Source organism: Microvirga zambiensis WSM3693 (assembly GCF_016735695.1).
GTDB classification, from domain to species: Bacteria; Pseudomonadota; Alphaproteobacteria; order Rhizobiales; family Beijerinckiaceae; genus Microvirga; species Microvirga zambiensis.
This window is the reverse complement of sequence record NZ_JAERQD010000019.1, coordinates 1-17,928: the sequence shown is the minus strand read 5'-3', so window position 1 is coordinate 17,928 and position 17,928 is coordinate 1. Positions and strand designations below refer to the sequence as shown.

At 65.5% G+C, this 17,928-nt stretch carries 19 protein-coding genes; 6 read left to right on the top strand and 13 right to left on the bottom strand.

Translation table 11 applies throughout. The annotated features are described in order from the left end of the window. Positions 1–53: 53 nt before the first annotated feature. The 9 genes from JKL46_RS15800 to JKL46_RS15760 form a co-directional block, all read right to left on the bottom strand. The gene (locus tag JKL46_RS15800; protein ID WP_201834484.1) at positions 54–2,042 is read right to left on the bottom strand and encodes a methyl-accepting chemotaxis protein; all 1,989 of its coding nucleotides are present in this window, start codon (positions 2,040–2,042) and stop codon (positions 54–56) included. A gap of 84 nt (positions 2,043–2,126) precedes the next feature. Next, the gene (gene ptsN / locus JKL46_RS15795) at positions 2,127–2,585 is read right to left on the bottom strand and encodes a PTS IIA-like nitrogen regulatory protein PtsN (protein WP_201834482.1); all 459 of its coding nucleotides are present in this window, start codon (positions 2,583–2,585) and stop codon (positions 2,127–2,129) included. Positions 2,586–2,668: 83 nt separating this feature from the next. Next, complete coding sequence (gene hpf, locus JKL46_RS15790; protein ID WP_201834480.1) at positions 2,669–3,238, bottom strand: ribosome hibernation-promoting factor, HPF/YfiA family; 570 nt, start codon at positions 3,236–3,238, stop codon at positions 2,669–2,671. Positions 3,239–3,348: 110 nt separating this feature from the next. Next, the gene (rpoN, locus tag JKL46_RS15785) at positions 3,349–4,773 is read right to left on the bottom strand and encodes an RNA polymerase factor sigma-54 (RefSeq protein ID WP_201834478.1); all 1,425 of its coding nucleotides are present in this window, start codon (positions 4,771–4,773) and stop codon (positions 3,349–3,351) included. Positions 4,774–5,078: 305 nt separating this feature from the next. Continuing rightward, entirely contained in the window at positions 5,079–5,876 is a 798-nt protein-coding gene (gene lptB, locus JKL46_RS15780; protein ID WP_246529345.1) for an LPS export ABC transporter ATP-binding protein, read from the bottom strand. A 93-nt stretch (positions 5,877–5,969) separates the two neighbouring features. Next, positions 5,970–6,614: an LptA/OstA family protein gene (locus JKL46_RS15775; protein WP_246529341.1), complete on the bottom strand. Its 645-nt coding sequence runs from the start codon at positions 6,612–6,614 to the stop codon at positions 5,970–5,972. Further along, on the bottom strand, positions 6,611–7,363 hold the full coding sequence (gene lptC, locus JKL46_RS15770; RefSeq protein WP_343074069.1) for an LPS export ABC transporter periplasmic protein LptC: 753 nt from the start codon (positions 7,361–7,363) through the stop codon (positions 6,611–6,613). Before lptC ends, JKL46_RS15775 begins: the two co-directional genes overlap by 4 nt. A 106-nt stretch (positions 7,364–7,469) precedes the next feature. After that, on the bottom strand, positions 7,470–8,084 hold the full coding sequence (locus JKL46_RS15765) for a ribonuclease D (protein WP_201834474.1): 615 nt from the start codon (positions 8,082–8,084) through the stop codon (positions 7,470–7,472). 254 nt (positions 8,085–8,338) lie between these two features. Next, positions 8,339–8,794 (bottom strand): hypothetical protein, encoded by a 456-nt coding sequence (locus tag JKL46_RS15760; RefSeq protein WP_201834472.1) that lies wholly within the window; start codon positions 8,792–8,794, stop codon positions 8,339–8,341. A gap of 263 nt (positions 8,795–9,057) precedes the next feature. Between JKL46_RS15760 and JKL46_RS15755 the strand changes: the two genes are divergently transcribed. Beyond that, positions 9,058–9,609 carry a sigma-70 family RNA polymerase sigma factor gene (locus tag JKL46_RS15755; protein ID WP_201834470.1) on the top strand — a complete coding sequence of 184 codons (552 nt, stop codon included), beginning with the start codon at positions 9,058–9,060 and terminating at the stop codon, positions 9,607–9,609. Positions 9,610–9,744: 135 nt separating this feature from the next. Next, on the top strand, positions 9,745–9,909 hold the full coding sequence (locus JKL46_RS15750) for a hypothetical protein (RefSeq protein ID WP_201834468.1): 165 nt from the start codon (positions 9,745–9,747) through the stop codon (positions 9,907–9,909). Here JKL46_RS15750 and JKL46_RS15745 read toward each other — a convergent pair. Beyond that, the gene (locus JKL46_RS15745; protein ID WP_246529340.1) at positions 9,906–10,859 is read right to left on the bottom strand and encodes a YihY/virulence factor BrkB family protein; all 954 of its coding nucleotides are present in this window, start codon (positions 10,857–10,859) and stop codon (positions 9,906–9,908) included. The genes JKL46_RS15750 and JKL46_RS15745 overlap by 4 nt on opposite strands. Before the next feature lie 154 nt (positions 10,860–11,013). Here JKL46_RS15745 and JKL46_RS15740 point away from each other — a divergent pair, with 154 nt between their 5' ends. Next, the gene (locus JKL46_RS15740; protein WP_246529339.1) at positions 11,014–12,795 is read left to right on the top strand and encodes an adenylate/guanylate cyclase domain-containing protein; all 1,782 of its coding nucleotides are present in this window, start codon (positions 11,014–11,016) and stop codon (positions 12,793–12,795) included. A gap of 9 nt (positions 12,796–12,804) precedes the next feature. On the opposite strand, the gene JKL46_RS15735 is transcribed toward JKL46_RS15740, so the two are convergent. Genes JKL46_RS15735 through hmuQ form a run of 3 tightly spaced genes read right to left on the bottom strand, consistent with a single transcriptional unit; the run spans position 12,805 to position 14,438 of the window. Further along, complete coding sequence (locus JKL46_RS15735) at positions 12,805–13,560, bottom strand: HugZ family pyridoxamine 5'-phosphate oxidase (RefSeq protein ID WP_201834466.1); 756 nt, start codon at positions 13,558–13,560, stop codon at positions 12,805–12,807. Between the two features lie 25 nt (positions 13,561–13,585). Then, complete coding sequence (gene hutX, locus JKL46_RS15730) at positions 13,586–14,095, bottom strand: heme utilization cystosolic carrier protein HutX (RefSeq protein ID WP_201834464.1); 510 nt, start codon at positions 14,093–14,095, stop codon at positions 13,586–13,588. A gap of 4 nt (positions 14,096–14,099) precedes the next feature. After that, entirely contained in the window at positions 14,100–14,438 is a 339-nt protein-coding gene (gene hmuQ, locus JKL46_RS15725; protein ID WP_201834462.1) for a heme-degrading protein HmuQ, read from the bottom strand. 592 nt (positions 14,439–15,030) lie between these two features. Between hmuQ and JKL46_RS15720 the strand changes: the two genes are divergently transcribed. The 3 genes from JKL46_RS15720 to JKL46_RS15710 are packed head-to-tail and all read left to right on the top strand — an operon-like array spanning position 15,031 to position 17,791. Then, positions 15,031–15,900: a heme/hemin ABC transporter substrate-binding protein gene (locus JKL46_RS15720; protein ID WP_201834460.1), complete on the top strand. Its 870-nt coding sequence runs from the start codon at positions 15,031–15,033 to the stop codon at positions 15,898–15,900. Next, positions 15,897–16,976 carry a FecCD family ABC transporter permease gene (locus tag JKL46_RS15715; RefSeq protein WP_201834458.1) on the top strand — a complete coding sequence of 360 codons (1,080 nt, stop codon included), beginning with the start codon at positions 15,897–15,899 and terminating at the stop codon, positions 16,974–16,976. The genes JKL46_RS15720 and JKL46_RS15715 overlap by 4 nt, the downstream gene beginning before the upstream one ends. Next, positions 16,973–17,791, top strand: a complete 819-nt coding sequence (locus JKL46_RS15710; protein ID WP_201834456.1) for a heme ABC transporter ATP-binding protein — start codon at positions 16,973–16,975, stop codon at positions 17,789–17,791. The genes JKL46_RS15715 and JKL46_RS15710 overlap by 4 nt, the downstream gene beginning before the upstream one ends. Positions 17,792–17,928 lie beyond the last annotated feature (137 nt).

The window sequence follows — 17,928 nt, the reverse complement described above, 5'->3', positions numbered from 1 at the left end:
GGGGAGAGGTGAACCGGCGCCATCTGCGGATAGGCAATCGCTCACCCGGCGTGTCACGCCGCCCTGACGTTGTTCAGGAACTGACCGATCTCGGCACCGAGGCGCTCGGCCTGCCGCTCGAGGGCGACGGACAAATCCGCCACGGCGCGGGCTGCGTCGAGGGACTGAACCGCAACGCCCTGCGTCGTCTGGATCGCCGAAGTACCGGCCTGCGCCTCCGTCGAGACCTGCGCCACCGATTGGGCGATCTCGGACACCGCTGCCGTCTGCTGGCCGACGGTTCCGGCCACGGTGGCCACCACTCCCGCCAGATCCTCGACCGAGGCCTGGACGGTGCCCAGCGCCACGAGGGTCTCGCGGGAGGCCGCCTGCACCGCCTCGATCTGGCGGGCGATCTCCTCCGTCGCCTTTGCGGTCTGGCCGGCAAGGTCCTTGACCTCGCTCGCCACGACCGCGAAGCCCTTGCCCGCTTCGCCGGCCCGCGCCGCCTCGATGGTGGCGTTGAGGGCGAGAAGGTTGGTCTGCGCCGCGATGGAGCGGATGAGACCCGCCACCTCGCCGATCTGGGACGTGGCAGCCGAGAGGCTCGACATGCTCCCCGAAGCGCCCCGCGCCTCGGCGACGGCGCGCTCCGAGGCCCTTGCCGAGGCGCTCGTCTGAGCTGCTACTTCCGCAAGCGACGCATCGAGTTCCTCGGCCGCGCTCGCCACTGCCGACATGTTCTGGGCGGTGCGGGTCGAGGCCTGGCCTGCGATCTGTGCCTGCTCGGTCACATGATGGGCCGAGCCCTCGAGCTGCCCGGACGCCTTCGCGAGGTCCCCTGTGACATCGCGGACTTCCGTGAGAATCTGTTCGACGGAGGCATCGAAGGCGGCGATCGCATGGGAAATCGCATGGGCGCGTTCCGCATCGACAGCGGCCATCCCTTCGCGCTCCTGCGTCAGCCGCTCGCGTTCGCGGGCATTGTCGCGGAAGACCAGCACCGTGCGCGCCATGGCTCCGATCTCATCGGTGGCCCTGGTCGAGGGGATCTCGCTTGCCGCGTCGCCATCGGCGAGCCGCCGCATGGCCTGCTGCAGGCGCGTCAGCGGCAGGGAGATCGAACGCCCGACGATGAAATTCAGGACGAGGCCGATCAGCAGGGTGATGCCCATCGCCCAGAGGATCAGGGAGAAGGTGCGGTTCTGCGAGGCGGTGAGCTGCTGCTCGGTCTTGTGCGCCTCGGCGCGGACCTTGGCCAAGAGCTGGTCGAGGGCCGGCACGAGCAGGTCGAACTGCCCCATCAGCTTCTCGCCCTGGCCTGAAACCTGATGCTCGAGCTCGCTCCAGGCATGGAACGCCTCCTGGAACGTGACGCTCGCGGATTCGATGGCGGCCTTCTCCTTCGGGTCGGCGGAGACTTGCGCCAGCGCCCGGGTGAACCGGCCCTGCTCGACCTCGAAGGCGCCGAGAATGCTTTCCTCGAGCAGGATGCGGGCGCGGGCCTCCTGGTTGAACATGCCGAGCATGGACGCCCAGAGGCGCCAGGCGATGGCCTCGCCGCTGCCGGTCATGGGGCGCACCAGCTTCTCCAAGTTCGCCTCGGCCCTGAGCAGGCGGCCCTGGGCGCCCTCGTCGGGCTTGCTGCCGACGGCGGTGTAGAGCTTGCCGAGCGCATTGCCCTGGGCGATGAGAGCGGAGGCGTGCTGCTTCAGGGAGGCGATCTCGGTCTCGATCAGCCCGGCACCGGAGGCGGAATTCATTTCGTCGAGCTGGGCGGCGAGCGCCTTGTGACGGTCGATGAAGGCCTGCCCGTGATGGCCGAGGCGGCTTGCCGTCCATTCGCCGGCCGTGACCTTCAGGGCATCGGCACGGCCGCGGAACTGGTTCGCCTGCTCGGCGAGGGCCGAATAGGTCTGCTGGACCGAGAGCGCCTGATCGACCTCGTGTCGGCCCGTCTGGAACACCGCGCCGATGACGGCGAAGCCGAGCACCATCACACCACTCAACGTGGCGACGCGCAGCCGCACCGACGGCTGCCTCAACCGAGACAGAGACCACATCCCCCGAATCCCCTTTTTAGGACTTTGCGGCAGGATTGCGGCGGAGCGGTTAAAGAGGTCTTTACGTTAGGTTAGAAACCGAGCTCAGGCGGCCTTCGGCAGCTCGGTCATGATGGCGTAGAGGGCGGCGGCGTCCCGCGTCACCCGTACCCTTTCGATGAGCCCGGGCTCACGCAGGACGCGGGCCACCCGTGCCAGGGCCTTCAGGTGATCGGCTCCGGCGCCCTCGGGAGCAAGGAGAAGGAAGAGCACGTCCACGGGCTGGGCATCGAGGGCCTCGAAATCGACCGGCTTCTCGAGGCGTGCGATCAGGCCGAAGATCCGGGTCAGACCGGGCAGCTTGCCGTGAGGGATGGCGATGCCCTCGCCGATCCCGGTCGAGCCGAGGCGCTCGCGTTGCAGAAGCGCCTCGTAGATGGCGGTATCGGAAACACCCGTAAGGCGGGCCGCATGGGAGGCCAGTTCCTGAAGAGCCTGCTTCTTGCCGTTGACGCGCAAGGCGGGCAGGACGGCTCGAGGGTCTAGAAAATCCAGCAAGGGCATCGATCACGCTGCATTATGATGTGAAGCCTGGAAGGCCTCTCACCGTTCCACGCAAGAACCGGGCCAAGAAGAGGTACACCCCGTCAAGGCTGTGCGAGCGGCGGATCGACCCATCCGATCGCCCCGTCGCCGCGGCGATATACGACGTTCACGCGTCCGGTGCTAGCGTGGATGAACACAAGAGCGGGCGCTCCCGTCAGATCGAGCTGCATCACAGCGTCGCTGACCGAGAACGCGTGCAGCGGCTTCGTGGTTTCCGCAATCACCATAGGGTGATAGCTCTCCTCCTCGTCGCCCGGAGCGGCCAGGACGGAATAGGCCATCTCGAGGCCGTTGCCCGCGCGCCCCGTCGCCGGACCGGTCCGGTCCTTCAGCCGCTGCTTGTAGCGGCGAAGGCGGTTTTCGATTCGGCCCGCCGTCTGGTCGAAGCTGGCATAGGCATCCTGAGCCGCGCCGGAGGCTTCCAGGGTCATGCCGGAGGTCAGGTGGAGCACGCATTCGGTACGGAAGCCGGTGCCGTCGCGGGTGACAGTCACGTGGCCCGTGTAGCCGCCATCGAAATATTTCGACAGCGCTCCCGCCATCCGTGCCTGAACTTGAGACCTAAGGGCTTCGCCGATATCGAGATTCTTCCCCGACACCCTCAATGTCATCGTGGTTCCCTCCCCTTGCACCGTCGCTTGGTTGGGATAGCCGATCGGCGGCGCTTGGGACGATGATGATCCGAATGAAAGCCAATGCAAGCCTTGAAATCCAGGGCCTGTCAGCCTTTGGCCCGGTGAATCCTGCGTCGGTCGGACGATGACGGGAGGCGCATCGCTTCCCGGTATTTGGCGACGGTGCGCCGGGCGACCTGGATGCCCTCCGCTTTCAATTTCTGGGCAATTGCCTCATCCGAGAGCACCATCCTGGGATTCTCTCCCTCGATCAGCTGCCTGATTCGGTGCCTCACCGCCTTGGCGGAATGCTCGCCCTCGCCGGTCGCGGCGCTGAAGAAGAACCGCATCGGATGCGTACCGCGCTCTGTGCCGAGGGCCTTGTTCGCGGCCACCCGCGAGATCGTGGATTCGTGCATCCCGATCGCTTCGGCCACGCTCCTGAGGGTCATCGGGCGCAGACCCGAGACGCCCTCGCGAAAGAAGTCCTCCTGCTGGCGGACGATCTCGGCCGCCACCCTCAGGATCGTCCGGGCCCGCTGATCGAGGCTTCGGGTGAGCCAGCTTGCGGTCTGCAGGCAGTCGGACAGGAAGCTCTTGTCCTCGTCCTTGCGCACGACTTTCGCCACTTCCGCATAATAGGAGCGATTGAGCAGGATCCTCGGCAGGGTGTCCGGGTTCAGCTCGACCGCGAGGCCGCCGTCGGGTGTGGACCGGACCAGCACATCCGCCACGAGCACGTCGACCGGTGCCGGCGTGAAGGCGAGGCCGGGCTTTGGCTCCAGGCTGCGCAGCTCGGCCAGCATGTCGGCGAGATCTTCATGATCGACGCCGCACACCTTCTGCAGGCCTGCGAAATCCTGCCGCGCGACGAGGTGGAGATGGGCGAGAAGCGCCTGCATGGCCGGATCGAGCCGGTCGCGCTCCTTCAGCTGGATCGCGAGGCATTCGGCGAGATCGCGCGCGCCGATTCCGGACGGCTCGAAGCTCTGGATGAGGCTCAGCACGGACGCTGCTTCGTCGAGCCCGACCTCGAGCCGGGCCGCGATCTCCGACAGGTCTTCCGTGAGGTATCCGGCTTCGTCGAGATCGTGGATCAGATGTTCGCCGATGCGGCGCAGGCGGGGATCGGCGGTGGCGAGATCGAGCTGTGCCTCAAGGTGACCGGCAAGGCTCGTGGCCTGCGCGAGCGTCGCCTCCATTTCCGGCTTGAGCTCGCTGTGGCCGGAGCCGGCGGGCTGGCCTGAGGAGGCCGGCATGGCCTCGCTGCGGGATGGGGGCGGGCCGGGCACGACACGCGGACCGGCGGCCTCCGCCCGCTGCTTCGCACGCAGAAAATCGGCAAGGCTCGGCACGGGCGCATCGGCCGGGGATTCGCCCTCCTGCAAGAGCGGGTTGCGCTCGAGCTCGGCCTCCACATAGGCGGCGAGTTCCGCATGGGAGAGCTGCAGGAGCTTGATGGACTGCACGAGCTGGGGAGTCATCGTCAGGGACTGGCCCTGGCGCAATTCCAGCCGTTGCATTGCACCCATGAACGCGCTCCGGAGAAATTTAGGCATGCTTCTTGCATGCCCCGGTCCTTTTACCGCGCTCCGTCGGCCGGCGTCAAAAGGGCAATAATCCGGTAGCGACTTAAATTTGGCCCCGCCCTGTCATTCCGGGGCGCCGTAGGCGCGCCCGGAACCCATAGCCACGACATTTCCGAAGAGCTGGACGCTCGCCGCCTTGTTCGACAGAGTTAGCGGTTATGGGTTCCGGGTTCCGCTGCGCGGCCCCGGAATGACGGTGTGCCGGCCCTCATCAGAACTCAAACTGAGTCACTACCGATAATCCTAAATTAGAGCCGGAAGTCCTCGCCGAGATAGAGGCGGCGTACTTCTTCGTTCGACACGATCGCGTCCGGCGCGCCCTCGGTGAGCACACGGCCGGAATGGATGATGTAGGCGCGGTCGATGAGGCCGAGCGTCTCGCGGACATTGTGGTCCGTGATCAGCACGCCGATGCCGCGGCGGGTCAGGTGGCGGACGAGGTTCTGGATGTCGCCGACCGCAATGGGGTCGATGCCGGCGAAGGGCTCGTCGAGCAGCATGAAGGTCGGCTCTCCGGCGAGCGCCCGGGCGATCTCGCAGCGGCGCCGCTCGCCGCCGGAGAGCGCGATGGAAGGAGCCTTGCGCAGGCGCGTGATGTTGAACTCGTCGAGCAGCGCGTCGAGCTTGCGCTCGCGCTCCTTGCGGCTCGGCTCGACGATTTCGAGCACCGCGCGGATGTTGTCCTCCACATTGAGGCCGCGGAAGATCGAGGCCTCCTGCGGCAGGTAGCCGATGCCGAGGCGGGCGCGGCGATACATGGGCAGGCCGGTCACATCGTGACCGTCGAGGCTGATGAGGCCGCGATCGGCGGCGACGAGGCCGGTGATCATGTAGAAGATGGTGGTCTTGCCGGCGCCGTTGGGGCCGAGCAGGCCGACCGCCTCGCCTGCGCGCACGTTCAGGCCCGCATCCTGCACCACGGTGCGGCCGCGATAGCTTTTCTGCAGGCCTTTGACCGCCAGGATGCCGGGACCGCCGAAGACGGCTTCGCTCTCGCCACGGGAGAAGACGTGCGGAGCCGTCCCGGCCGGATGGGCATCGAGCAGGCTCACGTTCGAGGAACCGGGTTGAGAACGGTTGAAAAGCGGTTTCACAGGCAGATCTGTCCCTGGAATGATCGATGCGGGGAAGTTCCCGCTCTAGTTCGTCGCCGGCCTCTGCTGCGGCTTCGGCTTGGCGTTGCCGGCCGCAGGCGGAGCATTTCCGGCACCTGTCGGGGCCGGCCCACCGCTGCCGGGCACGAACAGCGCTCGCACGCGTCCGCCGGGGGCGGTCTCGATATTGGCGACGCCGGTATTGATGTCGTAGAGCACCCGCTCGCCCTTGGTCACATTCGGGCCGTCGCTCAAGGTGGCGTTGCCGACGAGCATGATCTTGTTCGAGCCGCGGTCGAAGGTTGCGTTCTCGCCGGTCGCGACCTGGGTGCGCGAGACGATGGTGACCGGGCCCTTGCAGTCGATCTTCTTGATGGCGCTGTCGTCCGCCGACTGCGCCGCGGGCGCGGCCTGGCCGGCATTCTGGTCGCGCTGCTCGTAGAACACGGTCATGATCGTGCACTTCATGGTGCTCTCGCCCTGAACCGCGACCACGTCGCCGGTGAAGACCGCGCGGCCTTCCTTGTCGAACACGTCGAGCTTGTTGGCGTCGATCTTGATCGGCTCCTTGCTGGAGCCGAAATTGCCGAAACCGACGGCACGCTCCTTGCTCGCCTGAGCGAAGGCGGCTCCGACGGGAAGGGACGAGAGAAGCGCGATGGCCAGGGCGGCGCGGGAGAGACTCATCATGGACGGGTACTTGTCTTTTGGGGTGCGGGAGCCGGGGGAGGAGCCGTAGAGCCTGTGCCGACAGCGTCCGGTGCGGATGGGTTGGAGCCCGACGAGGGCTGGAGGACCGTGCGGACGCGACCCTTGAAGCTCATGACCTTGCCGTTATCCGCGACATCGAGCCCCTCTGCCTCAATGGTGCCGTTGCCGAAGGAGACGGAGACGGGCTCGTTGGAGACGACGGAACCAGCCTTGAAACGCACGAAAGCCGAGCGGAGCTTGACCTCGTAGCCGGAATCGGTCGTGACCACGATGTCCTGGCGCAGCCGCATCTGTTCCTTCTTGGTGTCGAGAACCCCGCTCGCTGCCGTGAGCCTTGCGACACCGCCACGCTCGTCGGTCACGATGCGTGCCTTGAGGTTCTTCAAATTCACGAGATCGGGCCGGCGCACATCCTGCGTCGCCTCGCTGGCGGTCACCTCGTAGGGGCGGTTGTCGTTCTTGAAGCCGGTCAGCTTCGGGCTCTCCATGGTGATGTTGGTCCCGCTCACACCGATGGAGCCGAAGCTCAAATTCTCGATCTTCCGAAACGGGTCGTAATAGGCGACCACGCCAACGCCGGCCATGCCGATCAGGGCACCGAGGGGGATCGCAACCTTGGCGAAACGCACCCAGCGGGAATGACGACGGGCCTTTCTGAAGGCGCGCGCCCGTATGGCCGGCCTTGAGGCCGGGCCTTCGCGCATAGCGATGCCCTGAGTTCCCGCCACCTTGTCCAAAACCCCTTCCGCCTGATCGTCGGCACGGCGCCATGCCGTAGGGTCATGGCGATGTTATGACGGATATGGGTTTTATGAGGGAAAGTTTAAGTGTGCGTCAAGAATGGGCAAAAATATCCGTGGCTTCCCAGCCGAGCAGATCGAGCTGGGCCCGGGTCGGCAGGAAGCCGAAGCATTGGTGCGCAATGCCGAGCCTGTTCTCGCGCTCCAGCATCCGGTCGAGCTTGTCCTTGAGCGCATGCAGGTGAAGCACGTCCGAGGCCGCATAATCGAGCTGGGCCGGCGTGAGCGTGTCCGCACCCCAATCGGAGGATTGCTGCTGCTTGGACAATTCGATGCCGAGCTGCTCGCGCACCAGATCCTTCAGGCCGTGCCGGTCGGTATAGGTGCGCACGAGCCTCGAGGCGACCTTGGTGCAATAGACCGGGCGCGGCATGACGCCAAAGGTGTGGAACAGCACCGCGAGGTCGAAGCGGGCATAATGGAAGATCTTGAGCACGCTCTCGTCGGACAGGACGCGGATCAGGTTCTTCGGCAGCGGCCCGTCCTTCAGGATCTGCACCACGTCGGCGGTGCCGTCCCCGGTCGAGATCTGCACCACGCAGAGCCTGTCCCGGTGGGGATTGAGGCCGAGCGTCTCCGTATCGATGGCGATCGCGGGACCGGGCTTGAAGGTCGCGGGCAGATCGCCGCGATGGAAGCGTGCTGTCATGGCAATTCCGAAACTGCTCTGAGAATGGTCCTAGAGCATCGGACGCAAAAGTGGAATGCACTTTTGGGATCCATCCGATGCTCCACTCTTTAAAGAGCGCATCGTTGGACGCGACCCGAAGGGCCGCGTCAGCGAATAACCGGGTCCACTTTTTCGCACGATGCGCTGGAGCATCGGACCCGAAAGTGGAATGCACTTTCCGCAGATTGAAAAAGCCCCGCAGTCGCGGGGCTCTCCATCCATCACGGCCGACCTCAGTAGCAGGTGCGGATCCGGCGGACGACCACCCGCCCATAAGCGTTCACGACGCGCCGGGGTTGATAGACGCAACGGGGTCCATAATACGGATTGGCGGCCGTGCTTGCGATCGCCCCGAGGGCAAGGCCGCCGATCACGCCTGCCGCGACCGCGCCGCCGTTATAATAGGGCCGCCGGTAGTAGCCGTAAGGATAGCCGTAGCGATAGCGCGAACCGTAGTAACCACCGCCATAATAGCCGCGACGGCCATAATAGCCGCGGGATCCGTAATAGCGCCCGCCGTAGTAACGAGGACCATAAGCGCCCCCGCGGAACGCATGTGGAGCATAGGTGTCGCCTTCAGGGAAATAACGCCCCCCGCGCCACTGGGCTTCGGCCGGCGCGGGGTGAATGGTCGCGGCACCGACGAGTACGAAGCCGGCGGCCATCACGGTTTTGAAGTTAAGACGCATGATACCCTCCAGAACGCTGGACTGGCGTGACAACGGCGGCCGAAGCCCCGGCGTTCCGCTTTTGTCTCGTTTCGAGATGGCCTCGACGCGCGTCCCTCAATGGCTCCAAGCGCCCGAAGCAAGGAAATTGTTCCCCGCACCCTGCGATTCTGACCATGACTCTGCGACACTTTTCATGGAATATGGCCAAGCTTTGCATAGGTTAATGCGCTCGCCCGCCGGGAGGCGTCTTCTGCAAACTCGCATTGGAAGGGGTTGGAAGATTGTCCGTCGAAAACTCCCTCAAGCAGCAGATGCTCAGCGCAATTCCGCATCTGAGGGCTTTTGCTATCTCCCTCTCCGGCAGCGTCGACAGAGCCGACGATCTGGTGCAGGCCACCCTTCTCAAGGGCCTGAGCAATCTCGACAAGTTCCAGCCCGGCACCAGCATGCAGGCCTGGCTGTTCACGATCCTGCGCAACGATTTCCTCACCCAGGCCCGCAGGCGAAAGCGCGAGGTCGAAGATCCGGAGGGGTCCTGGGCCGAGAAGGTCGCGGTGATGCCGGATCAGGGCTCCCGCCTCGATTTCACCGATATGATGAAGGCTCTGAGCAAGCTCCCCTTCGATCAGCGCGAGGCGCTCCTGCTCGTCGGCGCCGAGGGATTGTCCTATGAGGATGCGGCGCGGATCTGCGGCACGAATATCGGCACCATCAAGAGCCGCATCAACCGTGCCCGCACCCGCCTTGCCGAATTGCTGCAGTTCGACGCCAATGACGATTTCGGCCCCGACCGTCTCGTCAGGGCCGCACTCCTGATGCATGCTAGCCTTTGATCGCTGCCGAGCGGCCACGGCTTTTGCCGGCACATCGTTGGGTGCGGAAAACCGGATCCACTTTTCGCTGGCGCGTCCCGCTGGGTCCGCATGATGCGCTAGCATCGGCCTGCATCGACCAAGGATTGACCGATCATGCTCCGCATTCTCTCCCTTGCCGTCCTGACAGCCCTCGCCGTTCCATCCTACGCGACGGAGGTGCCCACCGTCGGGACCGTCATCGCCCAGGACAAGCAGGCTCCGCAGCAGATTCCGAAGCGGGATTGCGAGCGGAAACGCGACGAGGGCGTAAGCTCCTAAAGCGGCGTGGGGGCCTCGGCCTCCGACGGCAAGGAGAGGTTCTCCCGCCCCTCGGCACCGGCGTTTCCGCGCCGGCGCAGGGCCGCGTTGACCTCGGCGCCGAAGATGAAGATCGCCGCCGAAATCTGCAGGAAGATGAGAGCCGTCAGAATGCCCGCGAGACCGGCATAGGTGGCTTTCAGGTGAGTCATGTTGGCCAGGAACTCGCCATAGAGGCTCGCGCCGGCGAGCCACAGGATGAGAGTCGCCACGATCCCCGGCGCCACATCCCAAGAGCGGGGCCGGGTATCGGGCAGCCAGAGATGGGCCGCGACCAGGCCGAGCACCAGCACGATGGATGCGAGCGCATAGCGGACGACGTCATAGGTGAGGCCGAGGCCGCGCAGATCCTGCATGGAGGCCACGGCGGCGCGCCAGATCGAGGGCCACAGCACCACGAGCACCGAGGAGGCGACGAGGGCACCGGCGCCGATGAGAATGAAGGCCACGCCGACGAGTCGCGCCTGCCACCAGGGCCGGAAGCGTCGGACGCCATAGGCGCGGCATAGGGCGACCCGGAGGCTCTCGACTCCGTTCGTGGCGACGAGAAGCATCAACAGGATGCTGATGGTCAGCACGTTCCGGCGCGGAATCAGCACCTTGTCGGCTTCCCGAGCCAGCGGTCCGGCCACGCCTTCCGGCCAGAAGTCGAAGAGCAGATGGACGATAGGGGTCGAGATGCGTCCGGCACCGAGGAAGGCCGCGAGAGCGGCGACGCAGATCAGGAACGGAAACAGCGCGATCACCAGCGAGAGCGCCACATGGCTCGCCATGGCCAGGCCGTCGTTGCGCGCAAAGCTACGGCCGGCATCGGCGACGGCCGCAAGTATGGATCGGGCACGGAAGAGGAGGAAGGCGAGGCGCATCGTCGGCCTGACAGGAGGGATCGGCGGATCATGCGGGCGAACCATTCTGCACGATCCGACCTTTTGATGCGGCCCGCGGCCCGGGATGACAAGGCCCAATATGTCTCATGCCGGGACGGACGCTTCCCCGTGTGAAACCTCACCTGTCATCTTCCCTTACGTCACACTCGGCTGGACTACCCCTCCAAGACGCCGCAGAATGGAGATCGAGCGGGGCGCCGGGAACCGCATGAGCCCGCACAGGAAGGTCGAGAGGCGGCTCGCCGCCATCTTCGCTGCCGATGTGGCAGGATACTCGCGGCTGATGGAGGCCGACGAGGCGGGAACGCTTAGCGCCCTCACGGCCCGTCGCGAGATCATGGACAAGCTCATCGACGAGCATGGCGGCCGGATCGCCAATACCGCCGGCGACAGCATTCTGGCCGAATTCCCGAGTGCCGTCGATGCGGTTCAATGCGCCGTCGACATTCAGGACCGACTGGAGCTGGAACAGGAGGGCCGGCGCCTGCAGTTTCGCATCGGCGTTCACGTGGGCGATGTGGTGGTAAGGAACGGCGACCTGCTCGGCGACGGCGTCAATGTCGCCGCGCGCCTTCAGGAACTGGCCTTTCCCGGATCGGTCTGCGTGTCGGAGGCGGCCTATGCTTATGTGCGCAAGCTGCTGCCCGTGACTTTCAGCGATCTCGGACCCCAGCGCGTGAAGAACATGGAGGAGCCGGTCAGGGCCTATGCGGTCAAGTCGGGCCATCATCCGTCGACCGGCCCGGAGCATGCCAAGACGCTGCCGCTCCCCGACAAGCCCTCCATCGCCGTGTTACCCTTCACCAATTTGAGCGGCGACCCGGAGCAGGAATATTTCGCGGACGGCCTGGTGGAGGACATCATCACGGGCCTGAGCCGGGTGCGGTCGTTCTTCGTCATCGCCCGCAACTCGTCCTTCACCTACAAGGGCCGCGCCGTCGACGTTCGGCAGATCTCGCGCGAGCTCGGCGTTCACTACGTGCTGGAGGGAAGCATCCGCAAGGTGAGCTCGCGCGTGCGCATCGTCGGCCAGCTCATCGACGGCATGACCGGACACCATGTCTGGGCCGACCGGTTCGACGGCGACACGAGCGACATCTTCGAATTGCAGGACCGGGTGACGGAGAGCGTCGTCGGCGCGGTCGAGCCCAGCATCCGGCTCGAGGAGATCCGTCTCGCGCACAACAAGCCGACATCCTCCGTTACCGCCTACGATCTCTACCTGCGCGCTTTGCCCGGATTCTACAGGATGACCCAGGAGGGCTTCGCGGATGCGCGCAAGCTCACGAACGAGGCCCTGAGCGTCGATCCCGGCTTCACCCTCGCCAAGGCGCTCGGCGCCTATATCCGCAGCATCTCGGTCAGCCAGTGCTGGCACGAGCCCGACGATATCCGCGTCGCGATCCGGATGGCGCGCGAGGTGATGGCGGAAGCGCGCGAGGATCCGACCAGCCTGCGCTTCGCCGCCCAGGTGCTCGCCTACAGCGCCAAGGATTACGAGGCGGCGCTCAGCGCCATCGAGCGCTCGCTTTTCCTCAATCCCAACTCGGCCCAGAGCTATACCAGCAGCGGATGGGTCAACACCCATGCCAGCCGGCCGCTCATCGGCATCGATCATTTCCACAAGGCGATGCGCCTGAGCCCCGTGGATCCGGAGAAGGGCATCGCGCTCTCCGGCATCGGCATGTGCTATCTCATGCTCGAGCAATTCGAGGATGCGCTCAAATGGGGCGAGACGGCCCTGCGGGAAATGCCGGGCTACGGTTCGTCCTACCGGGTCGTGATCGGAGCCCTCGTGGGGCTTGGGCGTCTGGACGAGGCCAAGGTCGCGGCGGACCGGCTGATGGAGGCCTTCCCGACCTACACGCTGACCCTCCAGCGTCAGATCAATCCCTGGCGCGATCAGGTCTTCGGCCAGCGCTATCTCGACGCGCTGCAGATCGCCGGCATTCCCGAATAGGCGTAGGAGTCAGGACATCCTGCTCCGCGCCTCGTTGGCGAGGCGGATGAGCATCGGGCGCACCTCGTGCGCACCGGTCAGCGTTTTCGGGAAGGCGAGCCGCAGGATCTCGTCGCCCAGTGCGATCTGGATGCCTTCCGGGTCGATGCCGATCATGTGCCATGCGCCTTCACGCGCACCGCGGAGCTGGGTCGCGTAAAGCCCGATCGCATCGGCGTGATCGCTGTTCATGTGCGCGACCGCTCCCGCTTCGAAATCGTAGAAGTCGTAGAAGCCGGAGACATCGGCGAGCAGGTCCTGCGATGCCATGCGATAGGCGCGGCCGAAGCCGCCGTTGAGACTGCCGGATTGGACCTTGAGACGCCAGAAGGCGAAGTCGGGAAAGTCGACGTAAAGCTCGGCCTTCGGGTGCTGCATCAGGTAGCGGCGGCGGATGTTCATGGCCTCGTCGCTCTCGCGTTCGAGCCGCTCCGCGCGCGCGAGAAGGGTCAGGCGCGGATGCGCCAGCGGGTCGCCCCTGCCGGCGGAGGACAAAAGCAGCGAGCAGCGCGGATCGGCTTCCAGCAGGCGCGTGTGAATGGAGAGCTGCGAGGTCAGGATGACCGGCGAGCCGTCGAGATCCGTGCCCACCTGTACGAGGCTCGCGAAGGGCGTGCCGCCCTGCGCATCGTTGGTGGCGAGCGCGCCCGAACGCGCGGTGCGCATCAGCTTTTTCGCGAGCGCACGGGCCTCGTCGTCGACGGGCAGGAAAGGATCCTTCGCCATGTCGCCTCTCCGCTTCGAAACCCGGTCACGCGGTGTCGCGGTATCGTGCGCGCAACGCCTCGAACCGGGCGACCTGATCAGCCTTGAGAGTATGGTCCTTGTTGTAGCCGACGTAAATCTTGAACATGGCGCCGCCCTCCTCGTTGATGAAATGCAGCGAACAGGAGCGCGTGCCGAAATAAGGCCTGTCGACGAAATAGATGAAGCGGCAGCGATCCATCCTGAAATGTCCCCCGATGGGGCTGGCGCCATGGATATTGTAATAGCCGTGGCCGAACTCGCCCAAAACGATCGCGCCTTCGCTCTCGAAGAACCCGTCCGCCGTGTGCACGACGAAGGTGAGATCGCCCCAGCCGGTGAGATCACGCCAGACGTCTTCGAAACGCTCGCCCGGGATGCGCGATGTCGTGCCCGAAGGCAGGTGATCGAGCACGGCCTGGAAGGGAACGTCGCGGGTTTCGGCAATCGTTTCCAGGACGCCGTCGGGATGGGCGGCAAGATCCTGCCGGATCAGATCATCTGCACTCTGCGTCACGCTGCTACTCCGCGGCCGTCGCGCGGCGGCCGATGGTCTGGATGACTTCGAAGCCTTCGAACTCCGGATGGCCGAGCGTCAGCGGCTTGTTGGATCCGGTATTGGCGCGGCTGTGCGAGGCGCGAAACTGGTCCGAGCGGGTCCATGCTTCGAAATGCGCCTTCGAGGCCCAGATCGTGTGCGAGGAATAAAGCACGTGATCCTCGCGTTCGGGACCGCGCAGCATGTGGAATTCGACGAAGCCGTCGAGCTCGTGCAGGCGGCTCTCCCGCGAGAGCCAGAGCTGCTCGAAATCCTGCGTGGAGTCTTTCAGAACCTTGAAGCGGTTCATGGCGATGAACATGGTGCTCTCCTTATGCTAGAGCATCGGACCCAAAAGTGGACCCACTTTTGGGATCCAATCCGATGCTCCTTCTCTTGGCTGGCGCATCGTTCCGCGCGGAAAACCGGGTCCACTTTTCCGCACGATGCGCTAGCCGCGCAGCGGATGGGCCTCGGCGCGCGAATGACCCATCCTCGTATCCTTGAATCCTCATCCTGAGGAGCAGGCAAAGCCTGCGTCTCGAAGGAGGATCCAGTGCTCTCTGGAAGCTCCTTCGAGACGGCCGCTGCGCGACCTCCTCAGGATGAGGTCGAGGGTTGGAAGCAGCTCTCCGGGGCCAATTGGCGAGTTTCGGTCACGAGGCGCCTGATCCGCCACGCGTTGCCCTCCCTGCCGATAGGGGAGGGTTTACACGCGATAGCCAAATCAAGTAACTGCGTCAATATTGACTGTGAGAGGCTTAGTTTTGGAAAGTTCTAAACTATGAATTCATAGTCATGAGGCATCATTTCTAATTTAGAACAAGTAAAAACTAGAGCTTTCGTGTGAAAACAGCTCCCGCTGCTGGTTGCAGCGACGAGCGACCCGATCCCGTCACGTTCAGGCACCAACCATGACCATGCTGTCGCGCCGCACCCTGCTTCTCGCATCACCTCTCCTGTTCTGCGCATCGCACCTGCGCGCCGATCCCTCGCACCGGATCGTCAGCATCGGCGGTGCGGTGACCGAGATCCTCTATCGCCTGGGGCGGCAGGACGAGATCGTCGGCGTGGATTCCACGAGCCTCTTTCCGGAAGACGCGCTCAAGACGAAGAAGAATGTCGGCTATGTCCGCCAGCTCGGCGCCGAGGGCGTGCTCTCCCTCAACCCGACGCTCGTCATCGCCTCCGAGGGCGCGGGCCCGCCCGATGCCCTGCGCCTGATCGAGCAGGCGGGCGTGCCGATCGTGCGGGTGACGGACGAGCCGAGTGCTACAGGAATCGCGAAGCGCGTCGAGATTGTGGCCAAGGCCGTGGACGCCACGGACAAGGGTGCTGCCCTCATCGCCGAGATCGAGAGGGGATTTGCGAAACTGGCCGAGGCGAAGGCGCGGGTGACGCGACCCGCCAAGGCGCTCTTCGTGCTCTCGCTGCAGAACGGGCGCCCGCTCGTCGGCGGGCAGGGCACCACGGCCGATGCCATGCTCGCGCTGGCCGGTGCCACCAACGTCGCTTCATCGCTCTCAGGCTGGAAGCCGCTCTCCGACGAGGGGCTGATCGCGGCGGCGCCGGAGGCCATCGTGATGATGAACCACGGCCCCGGCGGCGCGGCGTCCGACCCCTTCGCCTATCCCGCCTTCGCCGCGACGCCGGCAGCAGTGCAGCGGCGCGTGATCGTCATGGATTCGCTCTACCTGCTCGGCTTCGGCCCGCGCACGCCGGATGCGGCGCGTGACCTGATGGCCTCACTTCATCCTGATCAGGCGATCGCAGCCAAGCCATGACGGCATTTGCCCTGGAGCGGGAGCATCGGCGTCCGGCCCTGCACGACCGCCGGACACTTCTCTTCGTCGCGCTTGCAGCGCTGGTTGTCCTGTCCGGTCTCCTCGGGCTGAGCCTTGGCGCAACGGGCGTTCCCCTGTCCCGCGTCCTTGCCGTGATCGGAGATGCCCTCACCGGTCACGTCGCGACGGGGAGCGATGCGCTCATCATCCTGCAGGTGCGCCTGCCGCGGCTGCTGCTCGGGCTTCTGATCGGTGCGGCGCTCGCCTCTTCCGGCGCGCTGATGCAGGGATTGTTTCGCAATCCTCTCGCGGATCCGGGTCTCATCGGCGTCTCGGCCGGTGCGGCTCTCGCGGCCGCCGCGACCATCGTCCTCGGCGACAGGTTGCTCGCGCCGTTCATCGGTTCCCTGCCCTTCGCCGCCCTGCCCGTCGGCGCCTTTGCCGGCGGCCTCGTCACCATGCTGGGTCTCTATCTCGTCTCCACCCGCAGCGGGCGCACCTCGATCGCCACCATGCTTCTGGCCGGTGTCCCTTTCGCCGCGCTCGCTGGCGCCGGCATGGGCCTGTTCTCGTATCTCAGCGACGACCGCCAATTGCGCGATCTGACCTTCTGGACGCTCGGTTCTTTAAGCGGCGCGACCTGGACCAAGGTTTTCGCCGTGACGCCTTTCGTTCTGCCCACGCTCCTGGCGATGCCCTTTCTGGCACGAGGGTTGAACGCCCTGTCTCTCGGCGAGGCGGAGGCCTTTCATCTCGGCATCCCCGTACAGAAGGTGAAGGGCGCTGCGATCCTGCTCGTCGCGGTCGCGGTCGGCGCCTCGGTCGCCGCTTCCGGCATGATCGGGTTCGTGGGGATCGTCGTGCCGCATATGCTGCGGCTCATGGCAGGCGCCAATCACAAGATGCTGCTGCCTGCCTCTGCCCTTCTCGGCGCCACGCTGCTCGTCGCCGCCGACACCGTCGCTCGCACCATCGTGGCACCGGCGGAACTGCCCATCGGCATTCTCACCGCCGCCATAGGCGCGCCGTTCTTCCTCTGGCTTCTGCTGCGGCGTCAGGGAGGCATGGTGCTATGAGCGCGCTTCTGGAAGCAAAGGGCATCTCCTACTCCAGCGGCGGACGCCTGCTGATCGACCGCATCGATCTTGCCATCGACGGCGGCTCCATCACCATCGTCCTCGGCCCGAACGGCGCCGGCAAATCCACGCTGCTGCGCATTCTCTCCGGCGAGCTCGTGCCGACGCGGGGCGAGGTGCTGCTCGACGGTCGTCCCATACGGTCGGTCGCGCCCTGGCGCCTCGCCCATAGCCGGGCAGTGATGCCGCAGGCCTCCGATCTCAGCTTTCCCTTCACCGTCTTCGAGGTCGCCGGCCTCGGCGTCGAGGGGATCGGAAAGGGCCTGTCGCGACGCGACCGGCAGCGTCTTGTGCAGGCGGCGCTGGAACAGGCCGATGTCGCCCATCTCCTCCACCGCAACTACCGGACGCTCTCCGGCGGCGAGCGGCAGCGGGTCACTTTCGCCCGCGTATTGGCGCAGCTCGGAGCCGGGCGGACGGTCGAGATGCGACAGGTGCTGTTTCTCGACGAGCCGATCGCCAGCCTCGACCTGAAGCATCAGCTCGCCCTGCTGCAGACGGCGAAGAGCCTCGCGCAGGGCGGCCTCGCGGTCGTGGCGGTCCTGCACGACCTGCAGCTTGCGGCAGGGGTCGGCGACGATCTGGTCCTGATGAACGGGGGCCGCCTCGTCACGCGCGGAAAACCCGAGACGGTGCTCACGCCCACCATTCTCGCCGAGGTCTTCGGCGTGACGCTGGTCGCGCCGTCATTGCCGCCGAGCCCGTGGAGATTGTCGACGACGGGCCTGCATTCCGCCGAAGCGGAAGCGCCCTGAAACTCCAGCGAAGAATCCGCCTCCCCTTGGGGGCACCCTCTCTCGTCATCCCCGGACTTATTCCGGGGACCCACGCCTTGGATGCACTGCGGTTCTCGAAGACGTGGGTGGCCGCACCAAGTGCGGCCATGACGGTG